Origin of the sequence: Pseudomonas sp. LBUM920 (genome assembly GCF_003852315.1) — a bacterium.
GTDB lineage: Bacteria > Pseudomonadota > Gammaproteobacteria > Pseudomonadales > Pseudomonadaceae > Aquipseudomonas.
In genome coordinates this window covers 2,978,064-3,000,216 of the sequence record NZ_CP027762.1, presented here as the reverse complement: position 1 = coordinate 3,000,216, position 22,153 = coordinate 2,978,064, and the positions used below count along the sequence as shown (strand labels likewise).

General features: G+C 58.5%; 26 protein-coding genes. 19 read left to right on the top strand and 7 right to left on the bottom strand.

Translation table 11 applies throughout. The features are described from left to right. Window positions 1-17 precede the first annotated feature (17 nt). From C4J83_RS13920 to C4J83_RS13895, 6 genes are all read left to right on the top strand, one after another. The gene (locus tag C4J83_RS13920) at window positions 18-1,148 is read left to right on the top strand and encodes a hypothetical protein (protein WP_124417332.1); all 1,131 of its coding nucleotides are present in this window, start codon (window positions 18-20) and stop codon (window positions 1,146-1,148) included. Window positions 1,149-1,203: 55 nt separating this feature from the next. Then, window positions 1,204-2,184, top strand: coding sequence for a RecT family recombinase (locus C4J83_RS13915; protein WP_124417331.1), 981 nt, complete (start codon window positions 1,204-1,206; stop codon window positions 2,182-2,184). Continuing rightward, window positions 2,181-2,849 (top strand): lambda exonuclease family protein, encoded by a 669-nt coding sequence (locus C4J83_RS13910; protein ID WP_124417330.1) that lies wholly within the window; start codon window positions 2,181-2,183, stop codon window positions 2,847-2,849. The genes C4J83_RS13915 and C4J83_RS13910 overlap by 4 nt, the downstream gene beginning before the upstream one ends. A gap of 2 nt (window positions 2,850-2,851) precedes the next feature. Beyond that, complete coding sequence (locus tag C4J83_RS13905) at window positions 2,852-3,094, top strand: hypothetical protein (RefSeq protein WP_124417329.1); 243 nt, start codon at window positions 2,852-2,854, stop codon at window positions 3,092-3,094. Further along, window positions 3,091-3,561, top strand: coding sequence for a hypothetical protein (locus tag C4J83_RS13900; RefSeq protein WP_124417328.1), 471 nt, complete (start codon window positions 3,091-3,093; stop codon window positions 3,559-3,561). Before C4J83_RS13905 ends, C4J83_RS13900 begins: the two co-directional genes overlap by 4 nt. 69 nt (window positions 3,562-3,630) lie before the next feature. Next, window positions 3,631-4,116, top strand: a complete 486-nt coding sequence (locus C4J83_RS13895) for a protein kinase family protein (RefSeq protein ID WP_124417327.1) — start codon at window positions 3,631-3,633, stop codon at window positions 4,114-4,116. Window positions 4,117-4,162: 46 nt separating this feature from the next. Here C4J83_RS13895 and C4J83_RS13890 read toward each other — a convergent pair whose 3' ends face one another. After that, complete coding sequence (locus tag C4J83_RS13890; RefSeq protein WP_124417326.1) at window positions 4,163-4,390, bottom strand: hypothetical protein; 228 nt, start codon at window positions 4,388-4,390, stop codon at window positions 4,163-4,165. 734 nt (window positions 4,391-5,124) lie between these two features. On the opposite strand from C4J83_RS13890, the gene C4J83_RS30485 reads away from it, so the two are divergent. From C4J83_RS30485 to C4J83_RS31125, 4 genes are all read left to right on the top strand, one after another. Beyond that, entirely contained in the window at window positions 5,125-5,280 is a 156-nt protein-coding gene (locus C4J83_RS30485; protein WP_164487929.1) for a hypothetical protein, read from the top strand. 809 nt (window positions 5,281-6,089) lie between these two features. Then, window positions 6,090-6,404, top strand: a complete 315-nt coding sequence (locus C4J83_RS13885; RefSeq protein ID WP_124417325.1) for a hypothetical protein — start codon at window positions 6,090-6,092, stop codon at window positions 6,402-6,404. An 81-nt stretch (window positions 6,405-6,485) separates the two neighbouring features. Then, window positions 6,486-6,632 carry a hypothetical protein gene (locus tag C4J83_RS31130; RefSeq protein WP_372239308.1) on the top strand — a complete coding sequence of 49 codons (147 nt, stop codon included), beginning with the start codon at window positions 6,486-6,488 and terminating at the stop codon, window positions 6,630-6,632. Beyond that, window positions 6,629-6,850: a hypothetical protein gene (locus C4J83_RS31125; RefSeq protein WP_372239307.1), complete on the top strand. Its 222-nt coding sequence runs from the start codon at window positions 6,629-6,631 to the stop codon at window positions 6,848-6,850. Before C4J83_RS31130 ends, C4J83_RS31125 begins: the two co-directional genes overlap by 4 nt. Before the next feature lie 2 nt (window positions 6,851-6,852). Here C4J83_RS31125 and C4J83_RS13875 read toward each other — a convergent pair whose 3' ends face one another. Then, the gene (locus C4J83_RS13875) at window positions 6,853-7,587 is read right to left on the bottom strand and encodes a DUF4145 domain-containing protein (RefSeq protein WP_124417324.1); all 735 of its coding nucleotides are present in this window, start codon (window positions 7,585-7,587) and stop codon (window positions 6,853-6,855) included. 92 nt (window positions 7,588-7,679) lie between these two features. On the opposite strand from C4J83_RS13875, the gene C4J83_RS13870 reads away from it, so the two are divergent. Then, a complete protein-coding gene (locus C4J83_RS13870; protein WP_124417323.1) occupies window positions 7,680-8,069 on the top strand; it encodes a hypothetical protein in 390 nt (129 codons plus the stop codon). Window positions 8,070-8,074: 5 nt separating this feature from the next. Here the strand turns inward: C4J83_RS13870 and C4J83_RS13865 are convergent, their stop codons facing one another. Next, window positions 8,075-8,308 (bottom strand): hypothetical protein, encoded by a 234-nt coding sequence (locus C4J83_RS13865; protein WP_124417322.1) that lies wholly within the window; start codon window positions 8,306-8,308, stop codon window positions 8,075-8,077. Between the two features lie 82 nt (window positions 8,309-8,390). On the opposite strand from C4J83_RS13865, the gene C4J83_RS13860 reads away from it, so the two are divergent. Both C4J83_RS13860 and C4J83_RS13855 read left to right on the top strand, forming a co-directional pair. Further along, window positions 8,391-10,403, top strand: a complete 2,013-nt coding sequence (locus C4J83_RS13860; RefSeq protein WP_124417321.1) for a DNA cytosine methyltransferase — start codon at window positions 8,391-8,393, stop codon at window positions 10,401-10,403. A gap of 45 nt (window positions 10,404-10,448) precedes the next feature. Beyond that, on the top strand, window positions 10,449-10,922 hold the full coding sequence (locus tag C4J83_RS13855; RefSeq protein ID WP_124417320.1) for a hypothetical protein: 474 nt from the start codon (window positions 10,449-10,451) through the stop codon (window positions 10,920-10,922). A 79-nt stretch (window positions 10,923-11,001) separates the two neighbouring features. On the opposite strand, the gene C4J83_RS13850 is transcribed toward C4J83_RS13855, so the two are convergent. Continuing rightward, window positions 11,002-11,208, bottom strand: a complete 207-nt coding sequence (locus C4J83_RS13850) for a hypothetical protein (RefSeq protein WP_124417319.1) — start codon at window positions 11,206-11,208, stop codon at window positions 11,002-11,004. Window positions 11,209-11,768: 560 nt separating this feature from the next. Between C4J83_RS13850 and C4J83_RS13840 the strand changes: the two genes are divergently transcribed. The 5 genes from C4J83_RS13840 (at window position 11,769) to C4J83_RS13820 (ending at window position 17,908) form a co-directional block, all read left to right on the top strand. Beyond that, window positions 11,769-12,509, top strand: a complete 741-nt coding sequence (locus C4J83_RS13840; RefSeq protein WP_124417318.1) for a hypothetical protein — start codon at window positions 11,769-11,771, stop codon at window positions 12,507-12,509. A 720-nt stretch (window positions 12,510-13,229) separates the two neighbouring features. Next, the gene (locus C4J83_RS13835) at window positions 13,230-13,451 is read left to right on the top strand and encodes a hypothetical protein (protein WP_124417317.1); all 222 of its coding nucleotides are present in this window, start codon (window positions 13,230-13,232) and stop codon (window positions 13,449-13,451) included. A gap of 187 nt (window positions 13,452-13,638) precedes the next feature. Continuing rightward, window positions 13,639-14,832, top strand: coding sequence for a tyrosine-type recombinase/integrase (locus C4J83_RS13830; protein WP_124417316.1), 1,194 nt, complete (start codon window positions 13,639-13,641; stop codon window positions 14,830-14,832). A gap of 20 nt (window positions 14,833-14,852) precedes the next feature. Continuing rightward, window positions 14,853-16,439, top strand: coding sequence for an ABC-F family ATPase (locus tag C4J83_RS13825; protein ID WP_106577981.1), 1,587 nt, complete (start codon window positions 14,853-14,855; stop codon window positions 16,437-16,439). A 293-nt stretch (window positions 16,440-16,732) separates the two neighbouring features. Beyond that, window positions 16,733-17,908, top strand: a complete 1,176-nt coding sequence (locus tag C4J83_RS13820) for an MFS transporter (protein ID WP_119739643.1) — start codon at window positions 16,733-16,735, stop codon at window positions 17,906-17,908. On the opposite strand, the gene C4J83_RS13815 is transcribed toward C4J83_RS13820, so the two are convergent. Both C4J83_RS13815 and C4J83_RS13810 read right to left on the bottom strand, forming a co-directional pair. Next, window positions 17,902-18,939, bottom strand: a complete 1,038-nt coding sequence (locus C4J83_RS13815) for an alpha/beta hydrolase family protein (RefSeq protein WP_106577979.1) — start codon at window positions 18,937-18,939, stop codon at window positions 17,902-17,904. The genes C4J83_RS13820 and C4J83_RS13815 overlap by 7 nt on opposite strands. 240 nt (window positions 18,940-19,179) lie before the next feature. Beyond that, the gene (locus tag C4J83_RS13810) at window positions 19,180-19,791 is read right to left on the bottom strand and encodes an FMN-dependent NADH-azoreductase (protein WP_106577978.1); all 612 of its coding nucleotides are present in this window, start codon (window positions 19,789-19,791) and stop codon (window positions 19,180-19,182) included. 233 nt (window positions 19,792-20,024) lie between these two features. Between C4J83_RS13810 and C4J83_RS13805 the strand changes: the two genes are divergently transcribed. Beyond that, a complete protein-coding gene (locus C4J83_RS13805; protein WP_124417315.1) occupies window positions 20,025-21,215 on the top strand; it encodes an MFS transporter in 1,191 nt (396 codons plus the stop codon). Here C4J83_RS13805 and C4J83_RS13800 read toward each other — a convergent pair. Further along, the gene (locus C4J83_RS13800) at window positions 21,181-22,107 is read right to left on the bottom strand and encodes an AraC family transcriptional regulator (protein ID WP_124417314.1); all 927 of its coding nucleotides are present in this window, start codon (window positions 22,105-22,107) and stop codon (window positions 21,181-21,183) included. The genes C4J83_RS13805 and C4J83_RS13800 overlap by 35 nt on opposite strands. Window positions 22,108-22,153: the final 46 nt, after the last annotated feature.

Here is a 22,153-nt window from a genome sequence, read left to right as displayed (position 1 = left end):
CGCGGCGAGGGATCGTCATGTCCAAAAATACCAACCAAGCACCCGCACAAGAATCGCTTGAAGCGAGCAAAACCAATGAATCCAAGAAGTCCGTTGCCCCCGCTGTCGCCGTCACCGACATCGCGGAGTATCGGCCGCACGAGGAGCAAATCGTTCGCCTAGAGACAACCTACGGGAAACTGGTGGTTGACTGCTCGACCAGCGAAGGCTTGGCGAATGCAAAGGAGGTTCGCGTCGATATACGCGACGTGCGTTATGCCCTGGCCAACACCACCAAAACGGCACTGGCTCCCTACCAGCAGGCGGTTAAAGACGCCCAGGCTCGCGTCAACCAAGTAAAGGAGTTCGGCGAGACGCTGAAAGATCGAGTCTTGGCAGTCGAGACTCCTGTTGACGAAGCAATCAAGGCCGAAGAAAAACGCGTAGCTGATGCCAAGGCAGAGCGCGAGCGTATCGAAGCGGAGCGTGTCGAAGCCATCCGGGCCAAGATTACCCGCTTCAGCTCTGTCGCTGCCGCATACGCAAGCCGCAGCGCTACGGACGTCGCAAGCGTTCTTAAAAGTGTCAAAGACTCGGTGATTCTTCCCGAAGAATACGGCGAATTTGAAGCCGAAGGCACCATTGCTCGCGATAACGCCATTGAGCAGCTTGAAACGCTTCACAGGGCTGCAGTTGACCGTAAAGAGGCTGCCGCCAAGCTGATGGCCCAGCAGAAAGAGCTCGACGAGCTGCGCGAGAAGCAACGTATCGCCGACGTTGAGGCTGAGGAGCTGCGCATACAGCGCGCCGAAGAAGACCGTCAGCGCTTGAAGAAACAGCAGGACGAGCTGGACCAGCAGCGCCGTGACATGGAAGCGCAGCAGCGCCAGCAGCGTGAACGTGACGCGCAGTATCAGCGCGACCAGGAAGAGCTGGCCCGTCTGCGCGCCCAGGCTGCTGCGCCCGCTCCAGCAGTAGCTGTCGTTGCGGCCCCAGTGATTACTGACCCAGCACAAGCGTTTGTAGCGGCAGCTGATCCGGCCCCAGCGGTGGACGAACTCGCTGACTCGAGCATTCCAAGCGCCAGCGAAGTGATCGAGGTCGTAGCCATGGCCTTCTGCGTCACCAATGACGAGGCCTCTGCCTGGCTGCGTGCCATGTCGTTCTAAAGAACCCTGAAGCCACCCCGGAGGCCGACCAAAGTCGTCGGCTATGGAGTTAGCAATGAACGCCCAAACCCAAATTTCTACCGTACCAATGGACACCAGCCCGACAGGGCTGATCCTCAACCGCGACAGCATGCAGTCGATGACTGAGCTCGCGGGCATCATGGCTGGGGGCAAAACCACCCTGCCGAAACACTTTCACGGCAATACTGCCGACTGCATGGCAGTGATCATGCAGTCCATGCAGTGGGGAATGAACCCATTCCAAGTCGCGCAGAAGACCTTCATCGTCAACGGTGGCCAACTGAGCTATGAAGCCCAGCTGGTCAACGCGGTCATCACGACGCGAGCCCCGACCATTGATCGAATCCATTACGAGTGGTTTGGCGACTGGGACAAGATCATTGGCAATTTCCGCGAGATTGAGAGCAAAAAACAAACGGATGACCACGGGCAACCGAAGAAGTACCGCGTCCCAAACTGGAACATAAATGACGAGAAAGGGTTGGGCGTCCGCGTTTGGGCTACGTTCGTGGGCGAGGATACCCCGCGCGAACTGACCACTTTGATGACTCAGGCACGAACCCGGAACTCGACGCTGTGGGCAGACGATCCGAAGCAGCAGATCGCCTACCTGGCCCTCAAAAAATGGGCTCGCCTGTACTGCCCTGACGTGATCCTTGGCGTATACACCCGCGAAGAACTGGACGACGGCTATACGCTGCCAGAAACAGACGTTACCCCGAGAACTACCAGCGAAAAGCCTGCTGACGTAGGTGCCGCCTCAGTACCCCAGGGCGACACTACAGAAGCGACTTCCGACCTTTTCGAACAGCTGAAAAAAATCGCTCAAGAGCAGGGCATTGAAGGCTATGAAAAAGCTTGGAAAGCACTGAAACCACAACAGCGCGGCGCCATTGGCGTGACCCGTCACGGCGAACTGAAGGCCATTGCACAAACCATCGACGCCGAGTTCACAACTGTCAGTGATAGCGCCGAAGCTGCCGCCGGCGTCGATAGTCAGGACGGTGCTCAATGAACGCCTCTGTAGACCTCCAGCGCACCGAGCAGTGGCATCAGGATCGCAGCGGGCGACTCACCGCCAGCCGATTCAAGGATGTTATTGCATGGGGCGACCGTGACAAACACGGCAAACGCAAGCCGCTTGCGGCCCGCACCACCTACATGCGCGAGTTGGCTTTTGAGCGCCTGGCAAACCGATCGAAACATTCGGTCAGCAGCAAGTCGATGGCCTGGGGAACCGAGGTTGAGCAGTCGAGCCACGACTTCTACGAAATCCTGACTGGTAATAGCGTCATCAAGTCGGGCTTCGTCGTTCATCCAAAATACGACTGGCTGGGCTGTTCGCCGGACGGCTTAATTGGCGAGGACGGGGGTCTTGAGTCGAAATGCCCATTCAATGAGGCCGTCCACGTCCGCACCTGGCTCGAAGGCATGCCCGAGGAACATAAGCCGCAGGTTCAGGGCTGCATGTTCGTCACGGGCCGAGAGTGGTGGGATTTCCTATCGTTCGATCCACGCCAGGATGAAGACTGCCGGCTGTATATCGAGACCATCGAGCGCGATGAGGAGTACATCACGATGCTTCATCAGGAGCTCGTCCAGTTCAATCTGGAGCTTGGCAGGATGGTTGATGAAGTAGCGGACAAAGCCCGGGCGCAAGCCCATCGCCTAGGAGCCTGATCATGATCAGTAACCTGAAATCAGACATCGAGTTTCGGCACGAGAAAGCGCTGGAGCTTTCCAGTCAGGTCCGTCAGCACCTGGCCGCCGGCGGCAAGTTCACAATCGGCAAGAGCCCGGCGATCAATCCAGCCCCGGCGAAGCGTTCGGAATTCGTCGATCCGACAACCATCCTCAAGCGCCGCAAGCCGCTCATCACCCGGGCCGAGCGTGAAGCGCTGCGCAAACTCGCGGAGGCATTATGAGCAAACGCAAGCCCCATAACCTGCAGGCGCGCATCGCCCGGTCGTGCCGCTCGCTGCTGGCATCCAACCACGTCGCAGTGGTCAACATCGACCCCAGCGGCCGACAGGGCATGATCAATTACAAATCGCTGAAGAACATCGCACCAGGGAAGATTGGCCAGGCCGTCTGCGGTATCCCCCACCGGTGGACGATCTATCTCAGCGCGCTTTGCATCGACGCCCGCGGTGACCGGTACAACAAATCGGTGGAGGTAGCGCCCGATGGCGTCTACCTCTCCGATCATCTGGAAGACGTGATCGAGCATTGCTACAAGAAGCTGCGCGACGAGGCCAATCAAAGCCAGATGGTAGCGTCGGGCTGGATTGCCATTCCTGAAGCGATGTCGCTGGACGAGGCCCACGCGGCGCGCATCTTCGAAGCAGTCGGCGCCTGGCACCAGGTGAAGGTCGATTCATGCGCCGCATAGCCCGCCCCCAGCAACGCAAACGTCAAACCTGGCTCGCACTGCCGGCCAGCGGAATAGAAGAGGTAGGCCATGGCAGCCGGACAGAAGGAGCGAACCGCCAAGCTTGCCGAGAAACGGCAGGAGCTGGGCGAGCAGGAATTGCGGCACACGGTACCGTACGGCACCCGGCAGATGCTCGACGAGTTGATGCTCTGGCATGAGATTGAGGAAATCGGCGAGGCGATGCAGCTGCTGGTGTTGAATGGCGGGGCCGAAGAACTGCCGCCGGCGCCTCCGAAGATCAAAGGGCCTTCCGACATCATCCGGCATTACTTCCGCCAGGGAATGCGTGACCGACTGGAAGCGCTCACCTTCGGACTTGGAGAGACGAAAGTTCGAACTACCGTTTGGCGACTGATTGCACATGCCCACTCATTGGGGGCCGAAAGGTCCGCCTTGTACTTCAAAATTGTGCGCCACGATTTCGAGATATCTGAAAACGTGGCGCACAAACTACTACAGGCCGGATTCGCTGAGTCGCTACAAAGAAACGCCGAAGACGATGGTGACGATTAGCCCACATTACTCACTACAACAGTAAAGGCAGGCGAAAAGCTTTTGCTTATACTGAGCGACGACCAGCTCTGATAAAGGCGCGGCTCCAGAGCGCCACGACACCGATTATGAACGGTGGCCAGACGATCAAGGCGCCCTCGTGGATGTCGCAGATGTCTTCTAAATCTATTTTATTGGAAATACCGAGCGATAGGATCAGGATGCCCAAGACCAGCGCAAGCCAACCAATCATCCGCAACGTTTTCTCCAACAAATCGATTTGCGCTTCGTGCATGCGAATCCTTGGTCTGGTCCTATGCCGGTCATCCGTAATGATCCGTATCAACAATATCATCCCAGCAACGCCCTATCGCGCGATCTATTCTGAATAATCGCCAATCTCGTCTGTATATGTCGCCAGATCGACGATCTGCAGCAAACAAATGACGATATCCAGTTTTTATGGTCCTCGGGTAGTCTAATCCATTTGAGCATCATTCGAGCATCCTCCTCGATAGCTGCGAGCGCAACAATATCGCTTTGCAGTCTCATGCATGCCTCCTGCCAGGGTGCAATGTACATAGAGACAAATAGTCCACAAACCTAAATCACGCCAGCTGCGAGGCAGACGAACGCTTGGAGATAACGCATGAGCAACTACATGTAAAGGAACGCCGCATTGCCCTGAGTAGCCATTGCCATCTACTGGGATGTAAACGTACGCCCTAAAATGCGCAGCTCGCCAATCTGAGTCAAGTCCGCCAAATGGGCTCCGATGATGCCCTCCAGCAGCTGCGGCTGTCACGTAGGCTTGACGCTCAGCGCCACTAGTGAACTGTGTGTCCGCTAGTGGCGCCTAGAAGAGTACGGATACCGCGCTCCTCTCCAGCGCCACGGTTGCCAAGGCACCTCCAAGGAGGGTCGGCCCGAATAGGTTGTCTAGGACGAGCGCCTGAGCGCGCGGTGGCGCGGTGGAAAGAGCATTGCCCCCAATATCATCGGTCAGGAGAAGGTATGGGAGCGTCGTACATGAACTCCGACGCACTTTGCGTAAGCAGCGTTTCTCACCTAGAACTGGACGGCGCGATCTATTTCAACCTGAGTTTCCGGTTTGAGGGTGGCATCGAGCAGATTAAGTGTGCTGCCAAGATCCTCGGCAGCGAGTTTGAAGTAGGGATTATTTAACCGAGCGTTTCTGGACGAACTGGTCGACGATTTCTCTCCCGCGCAAAGCGGCTGCCGCGAGACTTTTTAACATGGCCTTGTCAGCAAAACAAATTCGCACACCGTCTGCTGTTAAGACTTCAATCCGCAACTCCGTCAGAACGAGATCGCAATCGGCAACGCAAGCTAAGTCAACCTTGGCCGTCGTGCCATCAGGGTATGCGAGATCAATAGGCCATTCTCGATCTACTAGAACCAAGTCACTCCCCTCAATACGGCCACATGCTGCCCATGCATAATCCTCGTAATATCAAGGAATTACGCCAATTGAATTTGATCATCTAGCTGATTGTGCTCTACGGCTTCGTGCTGATGACCTCTGAATTCCCATAGGAGCTGAAAGTAGATTAGCGCCGACTCAACGTCGGTCCGGCTCTCAAACTGCTCTGCATGTTTAGGATCGGCACAAAGACGCCTATTTCCATCACCACTTTTCGCTTCGCTGTAAAACACTTCGCCACTAGGGCTCGTGATTTTCAAAATCCATCTCATACCACCTCCCCGTTCGTGAGCGTCAGTCACTCATCTCTAACTGCTTCAACAGAGACTAACTTTGGTTAAGCGAGGTTCCCCCTGTGTCCGCACAAAAAAATAAACACTCCTTCGATTTCAAAACCCAACACAGACTCGGGTAAGGCCTACCACATCGTGGAGCGCTGCACCGGCAAGGTGAAGGGCTTCCGCTGGACCTGGAAGGAAGCAAGCAACCTGGCTCAGGCGCTGGAATCGCGAGCCGATGGCGTCAAGGTGACGCTCTCAGGTGGTGCGCAATGATCGGCGTGCCTATGCCCAACCCGCGCGATTCGATCATCGACAACCTCAACCAGCAGTTGGAGGCGTTCTTCGGCTCCGGCAACAAGGCCCAGGAGATCGCGCCGGGCGTCAGCGGCGAGGTGGGCGGGCCAATCAAAAGCACCCGCAGCAACAAGCTGCGTACCGAACGGGACAAGATCGCGCCAAGGCTGAAGCAACTCGTTGATTCTGGCGCCACGCTTCACCAGGCGTGCCTGGAGGCCGGCGTCGACTACAAGCGAGCCCGCCTCATTGCTCGCGAGAACGGCTTCAAACTCCCCAGCAATCCATGAAGCGCATCAATAACCAGGTGCGACAACGCCGGCGGCAGGCATGGCTTGATTTGCCAGCACATGAAATCGAAGAGGTAGGCCATGGCCGAGGAAGAGCAGCAGACGACGGCGGAAGCCTTGAAGCAGCGCCGCAAGCGCGAGAAGGCAGCAGCGAAGGACGCTGCATTGGGCGTCGAGAAGTTTACGGTTGAGGTGGTCGGGTTTTCAAGAGCGATCTTCGCAATGTGATGAAGGCCCACAGCATCAACAATCAGCAGGACATCCACCAGAGGCTCCTTATAAACCTGATCGGTGCCGACTTCGAAACTCAGGCGCAGATGCTCAAGTGTGTCACGACACCTTTTGTAGTTAGCGAAAAGGTGTCGCAACTAATTCGGGCAGCCGGCCTGAAGTCGCTCGCCGATGACCCGCCCGAGCATGAAGACGAAATCGCCATTCCAGAATGATTTCATGCAGCTGTTTCGTCATCCGAAGCGACTGGGGCAGCTATCTTTTTAGGTTCAATATGCTTGAAAACCTTCTTTGCGCGATAAGGAATTATGTATGTTCCGATCAGTATATGCTCAATGACCTCAAGGGCTAAGAGAAGCTGGCTTTTGGAGTGCGCTGTACCCCGATGCGCCGCGTTGTTTCCCAAAACCCGAATTTGGTGGAGCGTTTGGACTCCCTCTTTAGTTACTAGAGATCGCTCGTGTAGATCGTCGATCTTTTGCTCTAGGTTGCGGCCTTTGGCTTTCACATCAGAACAGATCGTGTCCAATATAGCTCTAATACCGATCCCGCTAATTATCAGAAGGTCACTATCTAGTGCGCTTCGCGCCTCTTGGTAGATCTCGCCTATGTCCAATGGCAGAGAAGCATGATCTATAATTTTGGAACCCACTACTCGACCTGGATAATAGGTAACCGCCGAAATCCAATAGATATCACCTTCGTTATCATGATCCCAATCTTCAGAGTTTGATGACTCAACTCTGAAAGAGATTTCTTCACACCCCAGGCACTGGATAATCTGATTGAAAGCGGTCCAGTCAAAAGTATGGCCGCCGCCGTAATCTTCAGAGCCTCTTTCAGTGTAGTTCGCCACCACCTTGTGGTTCGACTCAAGACAGCACTTCTTGCACGGAAACTTCTGAATTGACTCGTCTAAAGTCATTTCGAATTTTTTAGTAATCGGCGCCATCTGCGGTCCCTCGCTGTATTTGAAATACACAAATACCCCATATCAACGAATCACGCCAGCCGGCGAGGCGGGCGCACGCTTGGAGATGACCCATGAGCACCTTTGCAGTGTTTGGAATGACCCTCGATGTCGCCATGGCTGAGGCCCGGAAGACTGTCAAAACGACGCGGCCCGACCCGAAGCGGCCCGGACACAAGATTGAGTTATCGGTTGATGACTGGCTGATCAAGGTCACCCAGAAGGCCGAACAGATCATGGGGGGGGTCAGGGTAAAGCAGCTCAGCCCGCTCTTCGACGCACCCCAGTATGCAGAGCACTTCATTGAGCTGGCACGCAAGGGCAGTAAGTGCCGCGACATGCGAATAAAGGCCAAGCGTACGCTGGTCGACGCCCAGGGCGAACCGATCATCAACCCGAAGACGAAGGCACCACGCGTGGGGTTTTCGGAGTGGCCGCCGAAGCTGGAAAGCCAGGCGGCTTGATCAGATTACTCAGAAATACCAGACAACCGCTTCCCCTCGGCAACCTTGGCATATGCTTTGTCGATCTCATTAACCGCACGGGCCACGCGCTCGTCGCTATTTAAGGACTCACTCGGATACAAGGAGATCAGCTCTTTCGCGTGCAGTCCGAGACCTTTCAGATCAAGGCCCTGCTGATCGGCAGCCGCAAGAACACCAATCAGCGCAATCTCAAGCGCACCTTCCCGATTTGTCGCCATCACTATCTCCTTTCCGGCGAAATGCCGGGCAGAACACAAATAAACCAAATTGAGCAATCACGCCAGCCGGCGAGGATCCCCTATGTCCGCACAACAGAAGAAACCCCAATTCATCCATGGACAGCCGAGCATGGGCCTGCCATTCCAGAAAGAACTGGTGGTGGACCTGTTCGCCGGCGGCGGCGGTGCAAGCACCGGTATTGCCCGGGCGTACCGAGAGCCGGACGTGGCAGTAAACCACAACCCGATTGCCCTGGCCGTGCACCGCGCCAATCACCCCAAAACCGCGCACTACGTCGCCGACGTGTTTGAGGTTGATCCGGTCATGGCCACCGGCGGGCAGCCCGTTGGCATTCTCTGGGCGTCGCCGGACTGCCGCCATCACAGCAAAGCCAAAGGCGGTGCACCGCGCGACCGTGGCGTGCGCGGGTTGGCCTGGGTCGTTGTTCGCTGGGCGCATGCCACCCGGCCTCGCCTGATGTTCCTGGAGAACGTCGAAGAGTTTTGCGACTGGGGCCCAATCGATGAAGACGGTCAGCCGATCAAGGCTGAGCGCGGGCGCACCTTCAAGTCATTCATTGCGGCGCTCAGCACCGGCCTGCCAGCCGATCACCCGGACATGCCGGAGGTTCTGCAGTCGATCGGTGATTTCGTGCCGGTGGAAAACCTGGTCCGGGGCCTGGGATACAACGTCGAATGGCGGGAGCGGATCGCGGCGAACGCCGGCGCACCAACTATCCGCAAGCGCCTCTACCTGGTGGCGCGTAGCGATGGCCTACCGATTGTTTGGCCTGAGCCAGTTCGGCACAAGAAACCGACAGCGAAACAACTGCCCTGGCGCACGGCCGCCGAGTGCATTGACTGGAGCAACCTGGGTAAGACGATCTTCCGGGACAAGCCCATGGCACTGAATACGCGCCGCCGGGTGGCCAAGGGCATGTGGCGCCACGTCATCACCAGTGAGAAGCCATTCATTGTGCCGATGCGCGGGACGTCGGAAGCGCACACCAGCACACACAGCGTGGATGACTCGATTTCAACCATCAGCGCCGGCGGAACCCATCACGGCCTGGTGCAGCCCGTGGCGGCGCCGTTCCTCACCGAATGCGCCAATGGGTCATCGCAACGTAACTTCGACGTGCAGGAAGCACTGCGCACTCAGGTTGCCCAGGTGAAAGGTGGTCATTTCGCGATGGCAGCGTGTCACCTGACCCACCTCACGCACCACGGGGAACGCAGCGGATACTCACCGGACGAGTCGGCACGCACGGTCACCGGCGCGAATCGCGGCGAGCAGGCCATTGTCTGTGGGCACATGACAGCATTCGGACAGAACGCCGTTGGAAGCTCGCCTGATGATCCTGCGCAGACTGTGCTAGCCGGTGCAGCGCGTCACGGCATCGTGGCGGCGAACATGGTCACGCTGCGCAAGGGATCTGTGGGGGCCGATGTTGACGGGCCTCTGGCCGTGGTCGCCACCAGCACCGGGCACCACGCGGTGACGGCGGCATTCTTCGAGCAGGCCAACGGCGGATTTTACAAAGGCGACGGCCGATCGGCATACCAGCCAACGTCGACGATCTGCCAGTCAGGGGCCAACCAGCGACTGGCCACTGCGTACCTGGTGAAGTACTACGGGTGCGACAAGGGCGGCGTTTCGCTGACGGAGCCGATGCACACGCTGCCCACAAAAGACCGCGTTGCCCTCGTCGAAGTGGTTCAGGTGCCGGATACGCTGACGCCCGAACAGATGGATGGCGCCCGGCGCTGCGCCGCCTTCATGCACGAGCATCTGCCGGAGCATTTCAAAGAGCCGGCCGAGATGATCATGATCGGCGGCTACGTGCTGGTGGACATCACCTTGCGCATGCTGCAGCCGCCAGAACTGAAGGCCGCCCAAGGGTTCGACAAGAACTACATCATCGACCGAGGCCTGTTCGTTGATCCAGCCACCGGTGCCGAGCAGTGGCTGCCGATCAACAAGACGAATCAGGTCAGACTCATAGGCAACAGCGTTTGTCCGGACGAAGCTGAAGCCCTGGTCAGGGCTAACGCCGCCGACATCATCGAGCTTTACCATCGCCTCGCCGCGTAACTCCCCCACTCCACCGCCCGGGCATGGCCCGGCAAGGAAATTACTGTGTCCGAAGTAATGCGATGGAAGCTAAAAGGCTTCATTCCAGGAGTCGAGGGCGTTTCGAAAGCGCTGTTCCAGCCTTGGGTTGTCCAGGCGGAAGACTTTGATAACGCCACCCGCCTATTTCTGGATGCTGCCGAGCGGTGCGCCGCCTCAGAACGCAGAGAGAAAGAGCTGCAACAGCGCCTGACCGCAGCGGATGAGCGGATCGATGAATTGACTCAGGAGCGCGATAGGCTGCACGCGTATGGCCGCAGCTGCGGACTTGATGAGGCTTCCACGCTTTGTAGCCGCTTAGCCTACGACACCTATTACCCGACCGGCAGCCGCTTCAAACACTTCATACCGAAGGCTCTGGAGCAGCAGGGCAATCTGCTTATCAAAGCAGCTAACGCCATCGCCTCTCTGCCAGGCGGGCCTTACGAACGCTTCAAGGCGCGCCAGGCAAAGCAGGAAGAATCTGCCAAATCCCGATAGGAGTACATCCGTACTCCACTGCAAACCTGTAACCCCTTCCCCTTCAAATCCAGCAGCCAAAAATCCCCTAGCGATCAAATCAGCCTTGATCACTTGGAGTAACGTCTGACGAATTGAGAAATGAGTTCCACGCCTCAAACGCGTGGTGATGGCGAAGCGTAGCAGCATCCCAATCAACGCCGGCCACTTCCTTTGCTGAAACCATCATCATCATTTTGCTGGTGGCCGCATCGAGTTCGATCAAGAGGTGGTGAGATTTGAATCTGAAGTCATCTAAACCGCTCATGGATTCGCCTTGCGACAGGCCTAGCCGGAGACTCCGTGTCGTACCCATCAAACGGATGACAAAGCGTAATGGTAATCGTTCCCCGCAATCGACGGTCTACTGCTTCGCTTGTTTGGAACCAGCTCTAGGAAGCTTCTCTGGGTTGCGGCTCGAAACTGATCGAAGAGCGCCTGGGGCTTTTCGGCGCGCTTGATCAAGCCCCCTCGCCAGAGCCGCTGTCATAGATTCTCCTGGTGCTGACTCTGGAGCTTCTTCAAAAAGCATCCTTTCATCCGGCCCGTAAACACCTATAAACAGTTCGGTTCTGCCGAGCAGTGACATTCGCACTTGGACATTCAGCAATGTGCCATCTGGCTGCCGTTCATCCACGGATCGAGTGTGAATCGCGGGGTCCGCCCAATTCCAGAAAACCTTGCCTCTGTTTCTCATCTGCGTCGCCCTGATGTTAAGGCGGCGATTATGCGACCGAGGCGAATCTCAGCGATATACCCATTCAAAAAGATTTTTTAATCACTCCCAATCTATCGAAAGTCAGCCGCTATAGCGGCGAGGACGAAGTCATGCCCAAGCATAAGCCAGAGTTGACCGCCATCTACAACGTGTTCGGCCTCAGCTCAAACCACGAACTGTCGACACTGTTGGCCAACATCGAAAACACCAAACGTTTCTCCGATCTTCTGCACGATGTCGAGCGCGAGTTCTTCATGGTGCCGGGTGAACCGTCTGGAGAGCCTGAAGGCGAAGGTTCAGCGGTTGATGCTGAGTGCCTGGTTAATCGCTGGGGATCGAAGCCGAGCGAGTACCTGGAACAGTTCCGGGCTGCCCTGCCTTTTGCCGCTGCGAACGCGATTCCTGACTATGAAGCGCCCGCAACCGGCGAGAAGTGGTCGCTCACAGGTGAGAATGGTTCTTGGGATTACGATAGCCTTGATGAATTGCTGAAGGACCACTATGGCCATGACAGTGATGGAGATGGACACCCGGCCAGCTTCAGCTTGGGCTTGTACGAAGGCGGCACGGTCTATCGCGGAACTGAATGCAAGGACGATCCGGCGGCCTTTCTGCCAGACCAAAGTGAATTGCTCGACCACATGAGCGAGCGCGCTTACGACAGCGACGCGGGCGAGTGGGCGGACAACTACCCAACACTCGACGCAAAGGCGAAGGCGGATCTGGAACGGGCGATGCGGCCACTTATGGCGTGGGCTCGCAAGCATTGCCAGCCGGTGTTCTTCACGATCAAGGACGTTACGCCGCACATCGTCACCGAAGAGGATGTCACCCGGAGCAGGAAGTCGTGATCGCCACCCTCTGGTTCGCCTACGTCTTCATCTACAAGGGGCCGAGGCCATGAAACGCGCGCCGCGATTGTCGCCCGCGCAATTGAAAGTGCTCGGTGTCGCAGTGAGCAGTCTTCCGAATTTCTACAAATCGTCGCACACGCGCACTACCGGAAAGCTTGAAGACCTTGGCTTGCTGAAATGGTGCGGATCGGCTGGAACATCGGCATATGGATCTCTTTTCCAAGCGACCGAGCAAGGGAAAGCTGTATGGGCGGCTCAGACCACATCGCCCTAACCCAAACCCCCTACATGCCTGCCGGTGAGCGGCGGGCGAGGTATGCACGCATGTTTATTTGCGCAGAAACGAAGATCGGGAAGTGCAAATCGCTCGGCGACCAAGTGCGAGTGTGCGCGCTTCGTCGTGGCGGCGGTTGGAGGCAGGCCCGCGAGGACTTGGCGAAACAGGCGGAACGGTGGTTTGGGCATGAGCCGGTGACCACCAAGCAAGACTGGCAAGCCATTCGCGCCGAAGTCTTCCGAACCGACTAACCCACCTTCTACCGCCCAGCGCGGCGCACTACAGCTTTGAATAAGAGCTCGCTCAAGCCAGATGCAAGTCCCCCGGTAAGGCTGCAGTTTGTAAACACTGGTTGAGCGAACAACCAAAAAAGTAGCACGACGCACCCACTCCGCCATATAAAAATTTTACTAAGCCGCCCAGCGCGGCAAGGACACTACATGTTCGCATTCAAACTCACCCTGATCCTGCTGGGCGCTTTGCTGTACCTGGTCGGCAGCGGCTGCTGGCTCTTCTGGATCGGCCCATGCCTTCTGGAGGACGGTGAAAAGGCCGACATCCTCTACGCCATCGCCGGCACCTGCGCCTGGCTGCTGATCACCTTCGGTTTCATCGTTCACATCATCAAGACGGTGCGGCCCACTGCGGCCGGCGGGAGGTAGATATGTCAGCGGCAGAACAACTGAACGATGGCGTCACCGGTGACAAGGTTCCCGAGGCGCAAATGGCCGAAATCCTCGGCACCACTATTGCGGCGCTGCGCTCAAAGCGAGCCAGGAACCAGATACCTCTTGGCGTCTGGAATAAGCATGGCAGCAGAATCATCTACAGCATCAGGAGATATTACGAATGGCTCGAAAGTCAGTGGGTCTGCCCGCAGGAATGGACCTCCACCACGGATCGATCCGCATCCGATTTATGTGGAACGGCAGCCGGCGCAGTGAAACGCTCCCCTATCCCGCGACACAGAAAGGAATCAAATCAGCCTCACAGGTTGTTGATCAGGTAAAGGGGCTGATCAAGCTGGGGTTGCTCGACGACGACAAGTACGCCGAGCTATTCCCCAGTTCCAGCAACGTCGCCGGCGGGAAGATCAACTTCGGCGAGTACGCTCAGCTCTGGCTGGATAGCCGCGAGGTAGTGGCCGGCACGAAGGGGAATTACAAGGGAGCGCTAAACAGGTACTGGATGCCTGGGCTGGCCCTGGTGCGGATCGACCTGATCACCACCACGCTGCTCCGCCGGGTTATGGCTTCCAGGGAGTGGAAGTCGCCAGGGGTGAAGCGCAACGCGATCTCGAAGCTGTCGACAATACTGAACTCCGCTGTGTCTGAGGAGTTGATCCCAAAGAACCCGGCGGCGATCCTGGAGCTGCCCAAGCGTATTAAGAAGGAAATCGACCCGTTCACCCTAGACGAGGCAAACCAGATCATCGCCAAAATGTACGAGCACAGTCACTGGCCCAGTACGATCTATGCGGCATTTTTTGAGTTTGTTTTTTTTACGGGGATGCGCCTATCCGAAGCCCTGGCGACGCGCTGGGATGCGGTTGACGAAGAGAAGAGGACGGCCCACGTATGTCGCGGGATCGCCTTGGGGGAAGTGGTGGAACGCACGAAAACCGGCGGAGACCGATTCGTTTTGTTGAATGACCGGGCCATGCACGCCCTGCAATTTGCCAGGGAGTACGCGGAGCGTCGGAAAAAAGGCAAAGGGAAAGTGCTGGAAACGCCCTTCATTTTCCCGCCGTCAAAGAACTCGGAGTACGTGAAACAGACATCTGACCTGCACAAGCAGTGGATTCCGACTTTGAACGCTCTGAATATCCGTCGTCGGCCGCCATACAACTGTCGTCACACCTATGCGACAATATGCATTATGTCTGGCATGAACCCCGCCTTCATCTCCCAGCAGCTCGGCCATAGTGTGCAGATGCTGCTCTCGACTTATGCGCGTTGGATCAACTCAAGCTCGGACTGGAGCGAAATGGAAAAGCTCCAGATTGGTCCCAAATTGGTCCCAGCTCAAATAAGCGCACCCTAAGCTATTGATAGGTAAAGTAATTGATCTCCACAGCTAACATCACCATGCAGTTCGGCGCCAAGCCGCTCTTCGAGAATGTCTCGGTCAAATTCGGCGCCGGCAACCGTTATGGTTTGATCGGTGCCAACGGTTGCGGCAAGTCGACCTTCATGAAAATCCTTGGCGGCGACCTTGATCCGTCCGGCGGCCAGGTCATGCTCGAGCCGAACGTACGCCTGGGTAAACTGCGTCAGGACCAGTTCGCCTACGAAGAATTCACCGTGCTCGACACCGTGATCATGGGCCACGAAGAGCTGTGGAAGGTCAAGGCTGAGCGCGACCGCATCTACTCGCTGCCGGAAATGAGCGAAGACGACGGCATGGCCGTGGCCGAGCTGGAAACCGAATTCGCCGAAATGGACGGCTACACCGCCGAATCCCGCGCCGGCGAGCTGCTGCTGGGCCTGGGTATTCCGCTGGAGCAACACTTCGGCCCGATGAGCGAAGTGTCCCCAGGCTGGAAACTGCGCGTATTGCTGGCCCAGGCGCTGTTCTCCGACCCTGAAGTGCTGTTGCTCGACGAACCGACCAACCACCTGGACATCAACACCATCCGCTGGCTGGAAAACATCCTGACCCAGCGCTCCAGCCTGATGATCATCATCTCTCACGACCGTCACTTCCTGAACAGCGTGTGCACCCACATGGCTGACCTGGACTACGGCGAGCTGCGCCTGTTCCCGGGCAACTACGACGAGTACATGACCGTGGCGACCCAGTCCCGCGAGCAACTGCTGTCGGACAACGCCAAGAAGAAAGCCCAGATTTCCGAGCTGCAATCGTTCGTCAGCCGCTTCTCGGCCAACGCCTCCAAAGCCAAGCAGGCCACTTCCCGTGCCAAGGCGATCGACAAGATCCAGCTGGCCGAGGTCAAGCCTTCGAGCCGCGTGAGCCCGTTCATCCGTTTCGATCAGAACAAGAAGCTGCACCGCCAGGCCGTGATGGTCGAAAAAATGGCCAAGGGTTTCGACGGCAAGCCGTTGTTCAAAGACTTCAGCTTCCAGGTTGAAGCAGGCGAGCGTGTTGCGATCATCGGCCCGAACGGTATCGGCAAGACCACCCTGCTGCGCACCCTGGTCAATGAATTGACCCCGGACGCCGGCAGCATCAAGTGGACCGACGCTGCCGAACTGGGCTACTACGCTCAGGACCACGCGCACGACTTCGAAGACGACGTCACCCTGTTCGACTGGATGGGTCAGTGGACGCAAGGCGAACAAATGATTCGCGGCACTTTGGGCCGCATGCTGTTCTCCAACGACGAGATCCTCAAGTCGGTCAAGGTGATTTCCGGTGGTGAGCAAGGCCGCATGTTGTTCGGCAAGCTGATCCTGCAAAAGCCGAACGTGCTGATCATGGACGAACCGACCAACCACTTGGACATGGAATCCATCGAAGCGCTGAACCTGGCGCTGGAAAACTACCCGGGCACGCTGATCTTCGTCAGCCACGACCGTGAGTTCGTATCGTCGCTGGCCACCCGCATCATCGAGTTGAGCGCCAACGGCGTGATCGACTTCAGCGGCACCTACGACGATTACCTGCGCAGCCAGGGCGTGGTGTTCTAAGTAACGCCACTGTAGTGAGCTGGCTTGCCCTGTGAGCTGGCTTGTTGTGGCGAGCAGGCTTGCCCTGCGTTGGGCTGCGAAGCGGCCCTAAAATCAGACACCGCGTTCTGCCTGGCAGAACGCGGTGTTTTTTATTGGGGCTGCTGCGCAGCCCAACGCAGGGCAAGCCTGCTCGCCACAAGCAGCCCGCTCACCATAATAAACCCAGCCATCAAACAAACTAGTTAGCCTGCTTCCTTTTCCCCCACGCCCTTGCCATCATGCCGTCACCGCCCGCCCGCGAACGAGTGACCATGCCTGCCACTGCCCCCACTTCACTGTCGATCACCCTGCAGATCGTCTCCATCGTCTTCTACACCTTCATCGCCTTTATCTGCATCGGCCTGCCGATCGCGGTAATCCCGGGCTATGTGCATGAAAACCTGGGTTTCAGCGCGGTGGTGGCCGGGATCACCATCGGTTCGCAGTACCTGGCCACCCTGCTCAGCCGGCCCATGGCTGGGCGCATGTCCGATAACGTCGGCACCAAGCGGGCAATTGTGCTGGGCCTGGCCGGTATTCTGGTCAGCGGTGTGCTGACGTTTTTCGCGACGCTGGTCGAGAGCCTGCCCGCGCTGAGCCTGGGCATCCTGATCGTCGGCCGGCTGTTGCTTGGCGTAGCTCAAGGGCTGATTGGCGTGGGCACCATCAGTTGGTGCATGGGCGCGGTGGGCGCTGAACACACCGCGCGCTCGATTTCGTGGAATGGCATTGCCTCCTACGGCGCCATTGCGATTGGCGCGCCGCTGGGCGTGGTGATGGTGGCGGATTATGGCTACACCAGCCTCGGCATCGCCTTGACGGTGCTGGCGGCGTTGGGTCTGGTGCTGATCCGCAATAAGCCTTCGGTGCCCGTGGTACGCGGCGAACGGCTGCCCTTTTGGGCGGTGTTCGGGCGCATTGCGCCGTTTGGCACCAGCCTGTGCCTGGCGTCGATTGGCTATGGCACGCTGACCACCTTTATTACCCTGTATTACCTCAATCGCGGCTGGGCCGGGGCAGCGTATTGCCTGACGGTATTTGGCGTGTGTTTTATCCTGTCGCGCCTGGTGTTCATCTCTGCCATCAGCCGTTTTGGCGGGTTCAGTGCAGCGATTGCCTGCATGACCATTGAAACCCTGGGCCTGACGCTGCTGTGGCTGGCGCCCTCAACCGGGGTTGCGTTGATCGGTGCCGGGCTCACGGGTTTTGGCCTGTCGCTGGTGTACCCGGCGCTTGGCGTCGAAGCCATCAAGCAAGTGCCCAATAGCAGCCGTGGCGCCGGCTTGAGTGCGTATGCGGTGTTTTTTGATCTGGCCCTGGCGATTGCCGGGCCATTGATGGGCGCCGTGGCCCTGAACCTGGGCTACGGCTGGATCTTCTTTTGCGCCGCGCTGCTATCGGTCACGGCGCTGGGGCTGACCGTGCTGCTCAAACGCCGCGCTTACTGATCAGCGGTCTGCATACCGGCGCGGGTCGCTTGGCCCAGCGTGTGGGAGAAGAAGCGCCCCGCTTCTGAAATCAGGTCGCGGTGGATGCCTTCGCGGTCGACGCCATCGGCATCGGTGCAGATCGCCGGCATCGCCACCAACTGGTCGCTGTCACACGGCGCCATGAACACGAAATGCCCGGCGCCCGCCAACAGTTTGAAATCCGGCGGCTCCGGCAGTTTGCGCGCCAGCGCAGCGGCGTTCTTGTCCACCGCCACCAGTTTGTCGCCGTCGCCGCTGTAAAGCAGCACGGGCACATGCACATCCGCCAGGGTATGGCGGCCAAACATCAGGCTCAACGGCGCCATCAGCATCAAGGCATGAATGCGCGGGTCGGCCTGTGGCTGCAAGTCGTCGCGGTCGACCACCAGTTCGCCTTTGGTGGTGCATGCGTCGCGGTCTTCCGGGCGCTCCTGGCAATAACGGCGCAGGCGGTCGAAATCCGGCTTGGCGCCGGCCAGGATCAACGCGGTTTCGCCGCCGGCGGAGTAACCGATTACGCCCACCTGATCGACGTTCACGAACGGCGACAGCATCGGGTCGCCGAGGGTGGCGGTGATCGCTTCGGAGATCTGAATCGGCCGGCCGTACAGGTTACTCACGGTGCCCAGGCGGCTGTGATCCTTGTAGTTGTCGCCAGGGTGCAACACGGCCACCACGACAAACCCCTTGCGTGCCAAAGACGTGGCCAGGTCGTGCAGGGCCAGTGGCGTACCGGTGTTGCCGTGGGACAGCATCAGCATCGGAAAGCGGCCGATGGCGACCTTGGAGTCTTCGGTGGCGGCGACGTGATAGGCGCCCAACGCAGTGCTGTGCTCATCGTCGGTCGACGGATAAAACGCGATGGCTTTCATCGGCTGCAGGTCCAGCGGGTCGAGAAAGGTCATGCGATGGAAGCCCACACTCCAATGCGGGTGCGGCGCTGGGGCGGCGTGCACTGAAATCAGGCCACCGAGCAGGGAGAGAACCAAAACAGCACAAAGACGCATCATGGGGATGTCCACCTTTGCTGCGCGACCACGTTCAACACCCGCGGCAGATCTATATGAAAAGTCCATGGTTCAAGGCGCTCACACCGGGTGATAAACCCATGCGTGCATAACCTGGGCCAAAGTAGTGACAGCGGGTAAACGAAAAAACTCCGTATTCCGGTCGTTTGAGGCGATCAGAATACAGAGTTTAGGCGCCCGGCTTCAGATTGGAACCGAGCAGACGCGAAATTTACACAAGCCTTACGCGGCGGCGAACAATTGTTCGTTGATGACAGCGTTGGCGTCGCTCAGGGCTTTGCTGCGTACTTCTTCACCGTAGGCCAGGCCTTGGGCGCGGACGAACTCGATGTCGGTGATGCCAAGGAAGCCAAACACCAGTTTCAAATAGTCTTCGTGGCCGACGTTGCTTGCCTGACCGGCGTGCAGACCGCCCGCAGTCGAGACGATGATCAGCTTCTTGCCACCGCACAGGCCTTCAGGGCCGGCTTCGGTGTAACGGAACGTCTGGCCGGCAACGGCGATGCGGTCGATCCAGGCCTTGAGCTGGGACGGCACCGAGAAGTTGTACATCGGCGCGCCGATCACCACAGCGTCGGCAGCGATGAATTCAGCCAGGGACGACGCGCTCAGCTCAGCCTCGTGCTGTTGTACCGCGTCGCGCAGTTCAGCCGCGGTGCCCAGGGCGCCCAGGGTCAGGCCCGAAAAGTGGCTGATGCCTTCGCTTGCCAGGTCACGGTAAGTCACTTCCACACCCGGCTCAGCCGCTTGCCAGGCCTTGACCACACCAGCGCTGAGCTGACGCGAAGCCGAGTTGTCGCCGAGGATGCTGGAATCGATATGCAACAGTTTCATGCGGGATCTCCAAGTGAGGATCGCGGCTAGGCGATCGAATGAGGTTGATCCTACACATGAACCCAATAAACGATTAGACAGCTTAAATGCGATTGTTCGTCCTGCCAGCAGGACAATCGATTAAACGCCAACATTCAATCCAACAAGGTTATTGCCTGATGCGCTGACGCACTGGATTTCGCCCGCGCTTGGCTTCATTCTCGCCGGCAGATCCGACAGCCAGCGGCCACGCCATGCACCCACCCTCTCCCGTACTGACCAAGAGCCTGACCCTGATCCTAGCCATCTGCTGCGGGTTTTCGGTCGCCACGATTTACTACAACCAGGCCATGCTGCCGCTGATTGCCGACACCTTTGCGGTGTCGACCGCGCACGTCGGGCAGATCGCGATGCTCACGCAGCTCGGTTATGCCTGTGGCCTGCTGCTGTTCGTGCCGCTGGGCGACCGGATCAGCCGACGCACCCTGATCCTGGCCGTGCTGTGCCTGAACTTCATCAGCCTGCTGGCCTCGGCCACGGCGCCGTCTTACGCCTGGCTGCTGGTGGCGAGCGGGCTGCTGGGGCTGTCGGGAATCAGCGCGCAGGTGATCATTCCCGCCGCTTCCGACCTCAGTACCCTCGAACAGAAAGGCGCGGTGCTGGGCCTGATGGTCAGCGGCTTGTCGGCCGGTGGCTTGCTGGCCAGGACCGTCAGCGGCGTGGTCAGCGGCTGGCTGGGCTGGCGCGGCATGTTTGCCGTGGCCGCGGCGCTGGATGTACTGCTGTTTATGGCAATCCTGACGCGCATGCCGGTGTCGATCTCCACCAGCAAACTCGCGTATGGCGCCTTGCTCAAATCCCTCTGGGGTTTGGCCAGGCAATATCCGACCCTGCGCCAGTCGGCGCTAAAGGGCGCCCTGGTATTTGGTGCATTGAATGTGTTCTGGGGCTCGATGGCCGCCTTGCTGGCCTTGCCGCCGTATGGCTTTTCGAGTGCCCAGGCAGGCCTGGTGGGGCTCTCGGCCATTGTCGGCATCCTCTGCGCCTCGACCATCGGCCAACAAACCCGGCGCCATGGGCGCTTGCTCGAACGCGCCGGCATCACCACGGTGCTGGTGGCGTTTATCCTGATCTACAGCCTTGGGCTGAGCGGCTGGTGGTGGCCCATCCTGATCGCGGCCACCTTCCTCGACCTGGGTAACCGGACCAACCAACTGGCCAACCAGACCCGCGTATTGGCGCTGGAACCCTCAGCCACCAGCCGCCTGAACACCGTGTTCATGGTGGTCTACTTTATCGGCGGCGCCCTGGGCTCGGCGGCGGGCGCTTTCGCCTCGCAGCACTACGGCTGGCAGGGTCAGGCCCTCACCGGCGCGGCCTTCGCCGGGCTGGCCTTGCTGATGACCCTGTTCAGTGGGACGACACATAAATCGACGCCGACGTAGGCGCCGGCAACGCATAGGTGCGCTTCATCCACTGGATCTCTGCCTGCGGCGTGCGCCCGAAAAAGCGTTTGAACTCGCGGCTGAACTGCGAAGCGCTCTCATAGCCGACCCTGGCACACGCCGTGGCGGCGGTGATGTCGTTGCGCAACATCAATAAGCGCGCCTGGTGCAGGCGCGTGGACTTGAGGTATTGCATCGGTGAGGTGCCCGTGACCGTGCGAAAGTGCGCATGAAAACTCGGCACGCTCATCACGGCTTCCGCCGCCAGGGCTTCCACGTCCAGGTGCTGGTGGTAGCAGCCGTGAATCTTGAGGATCGCCCGCGCGACCTTACCGAACTGGCCCTGCTGGTTCAGCGCGGCGCGCATCGAGCCGCCCTGCGCGCCCGTGAGGATGCGGTAGTAGATTTCGCGCACCAGCGACGGGCCGAGGAGTTGCGCGTCCATCGGCACGCGCATCACTTCGAGAAAACGCAGCAACGACTCGCTGAGCGGCTCATCCATGGGCGATGAATACATGCCGCGGGGCTTGGCCTCAATCAGGTCAGGGAAGTCATCCAGCGCCACCATCCATTCGGCGGCGAGGGTAAAATCCAGCCGCAGGTACACCGCCAGCATGGGCTCCTCTTCGCTGGCCTCGGTTTCCATGGTGAACGGCACAGGTACCGAGACCACCAGGTAATGCTGTGCGTCATACAGGTAAATGTCTTCCCCCAGAAAGCCGCGCTTGCACCCCTGGCAGACAATCACAATGCCGGGATCGTAGAGCACTGGCACCCGATGCAAAGGCCGGTTGGAACGCAGAAAGCGCACATCATCCAACGCGGTCAGGTTATAGCCTTCGACAGGCGCCAGGGTGCCCATCAGTTCGATAATTCGTTGGGCACGGCCCATGGTGCAAGGCTCCTGGCGAAAACCGCACGTTACTGCGCAATCGTCG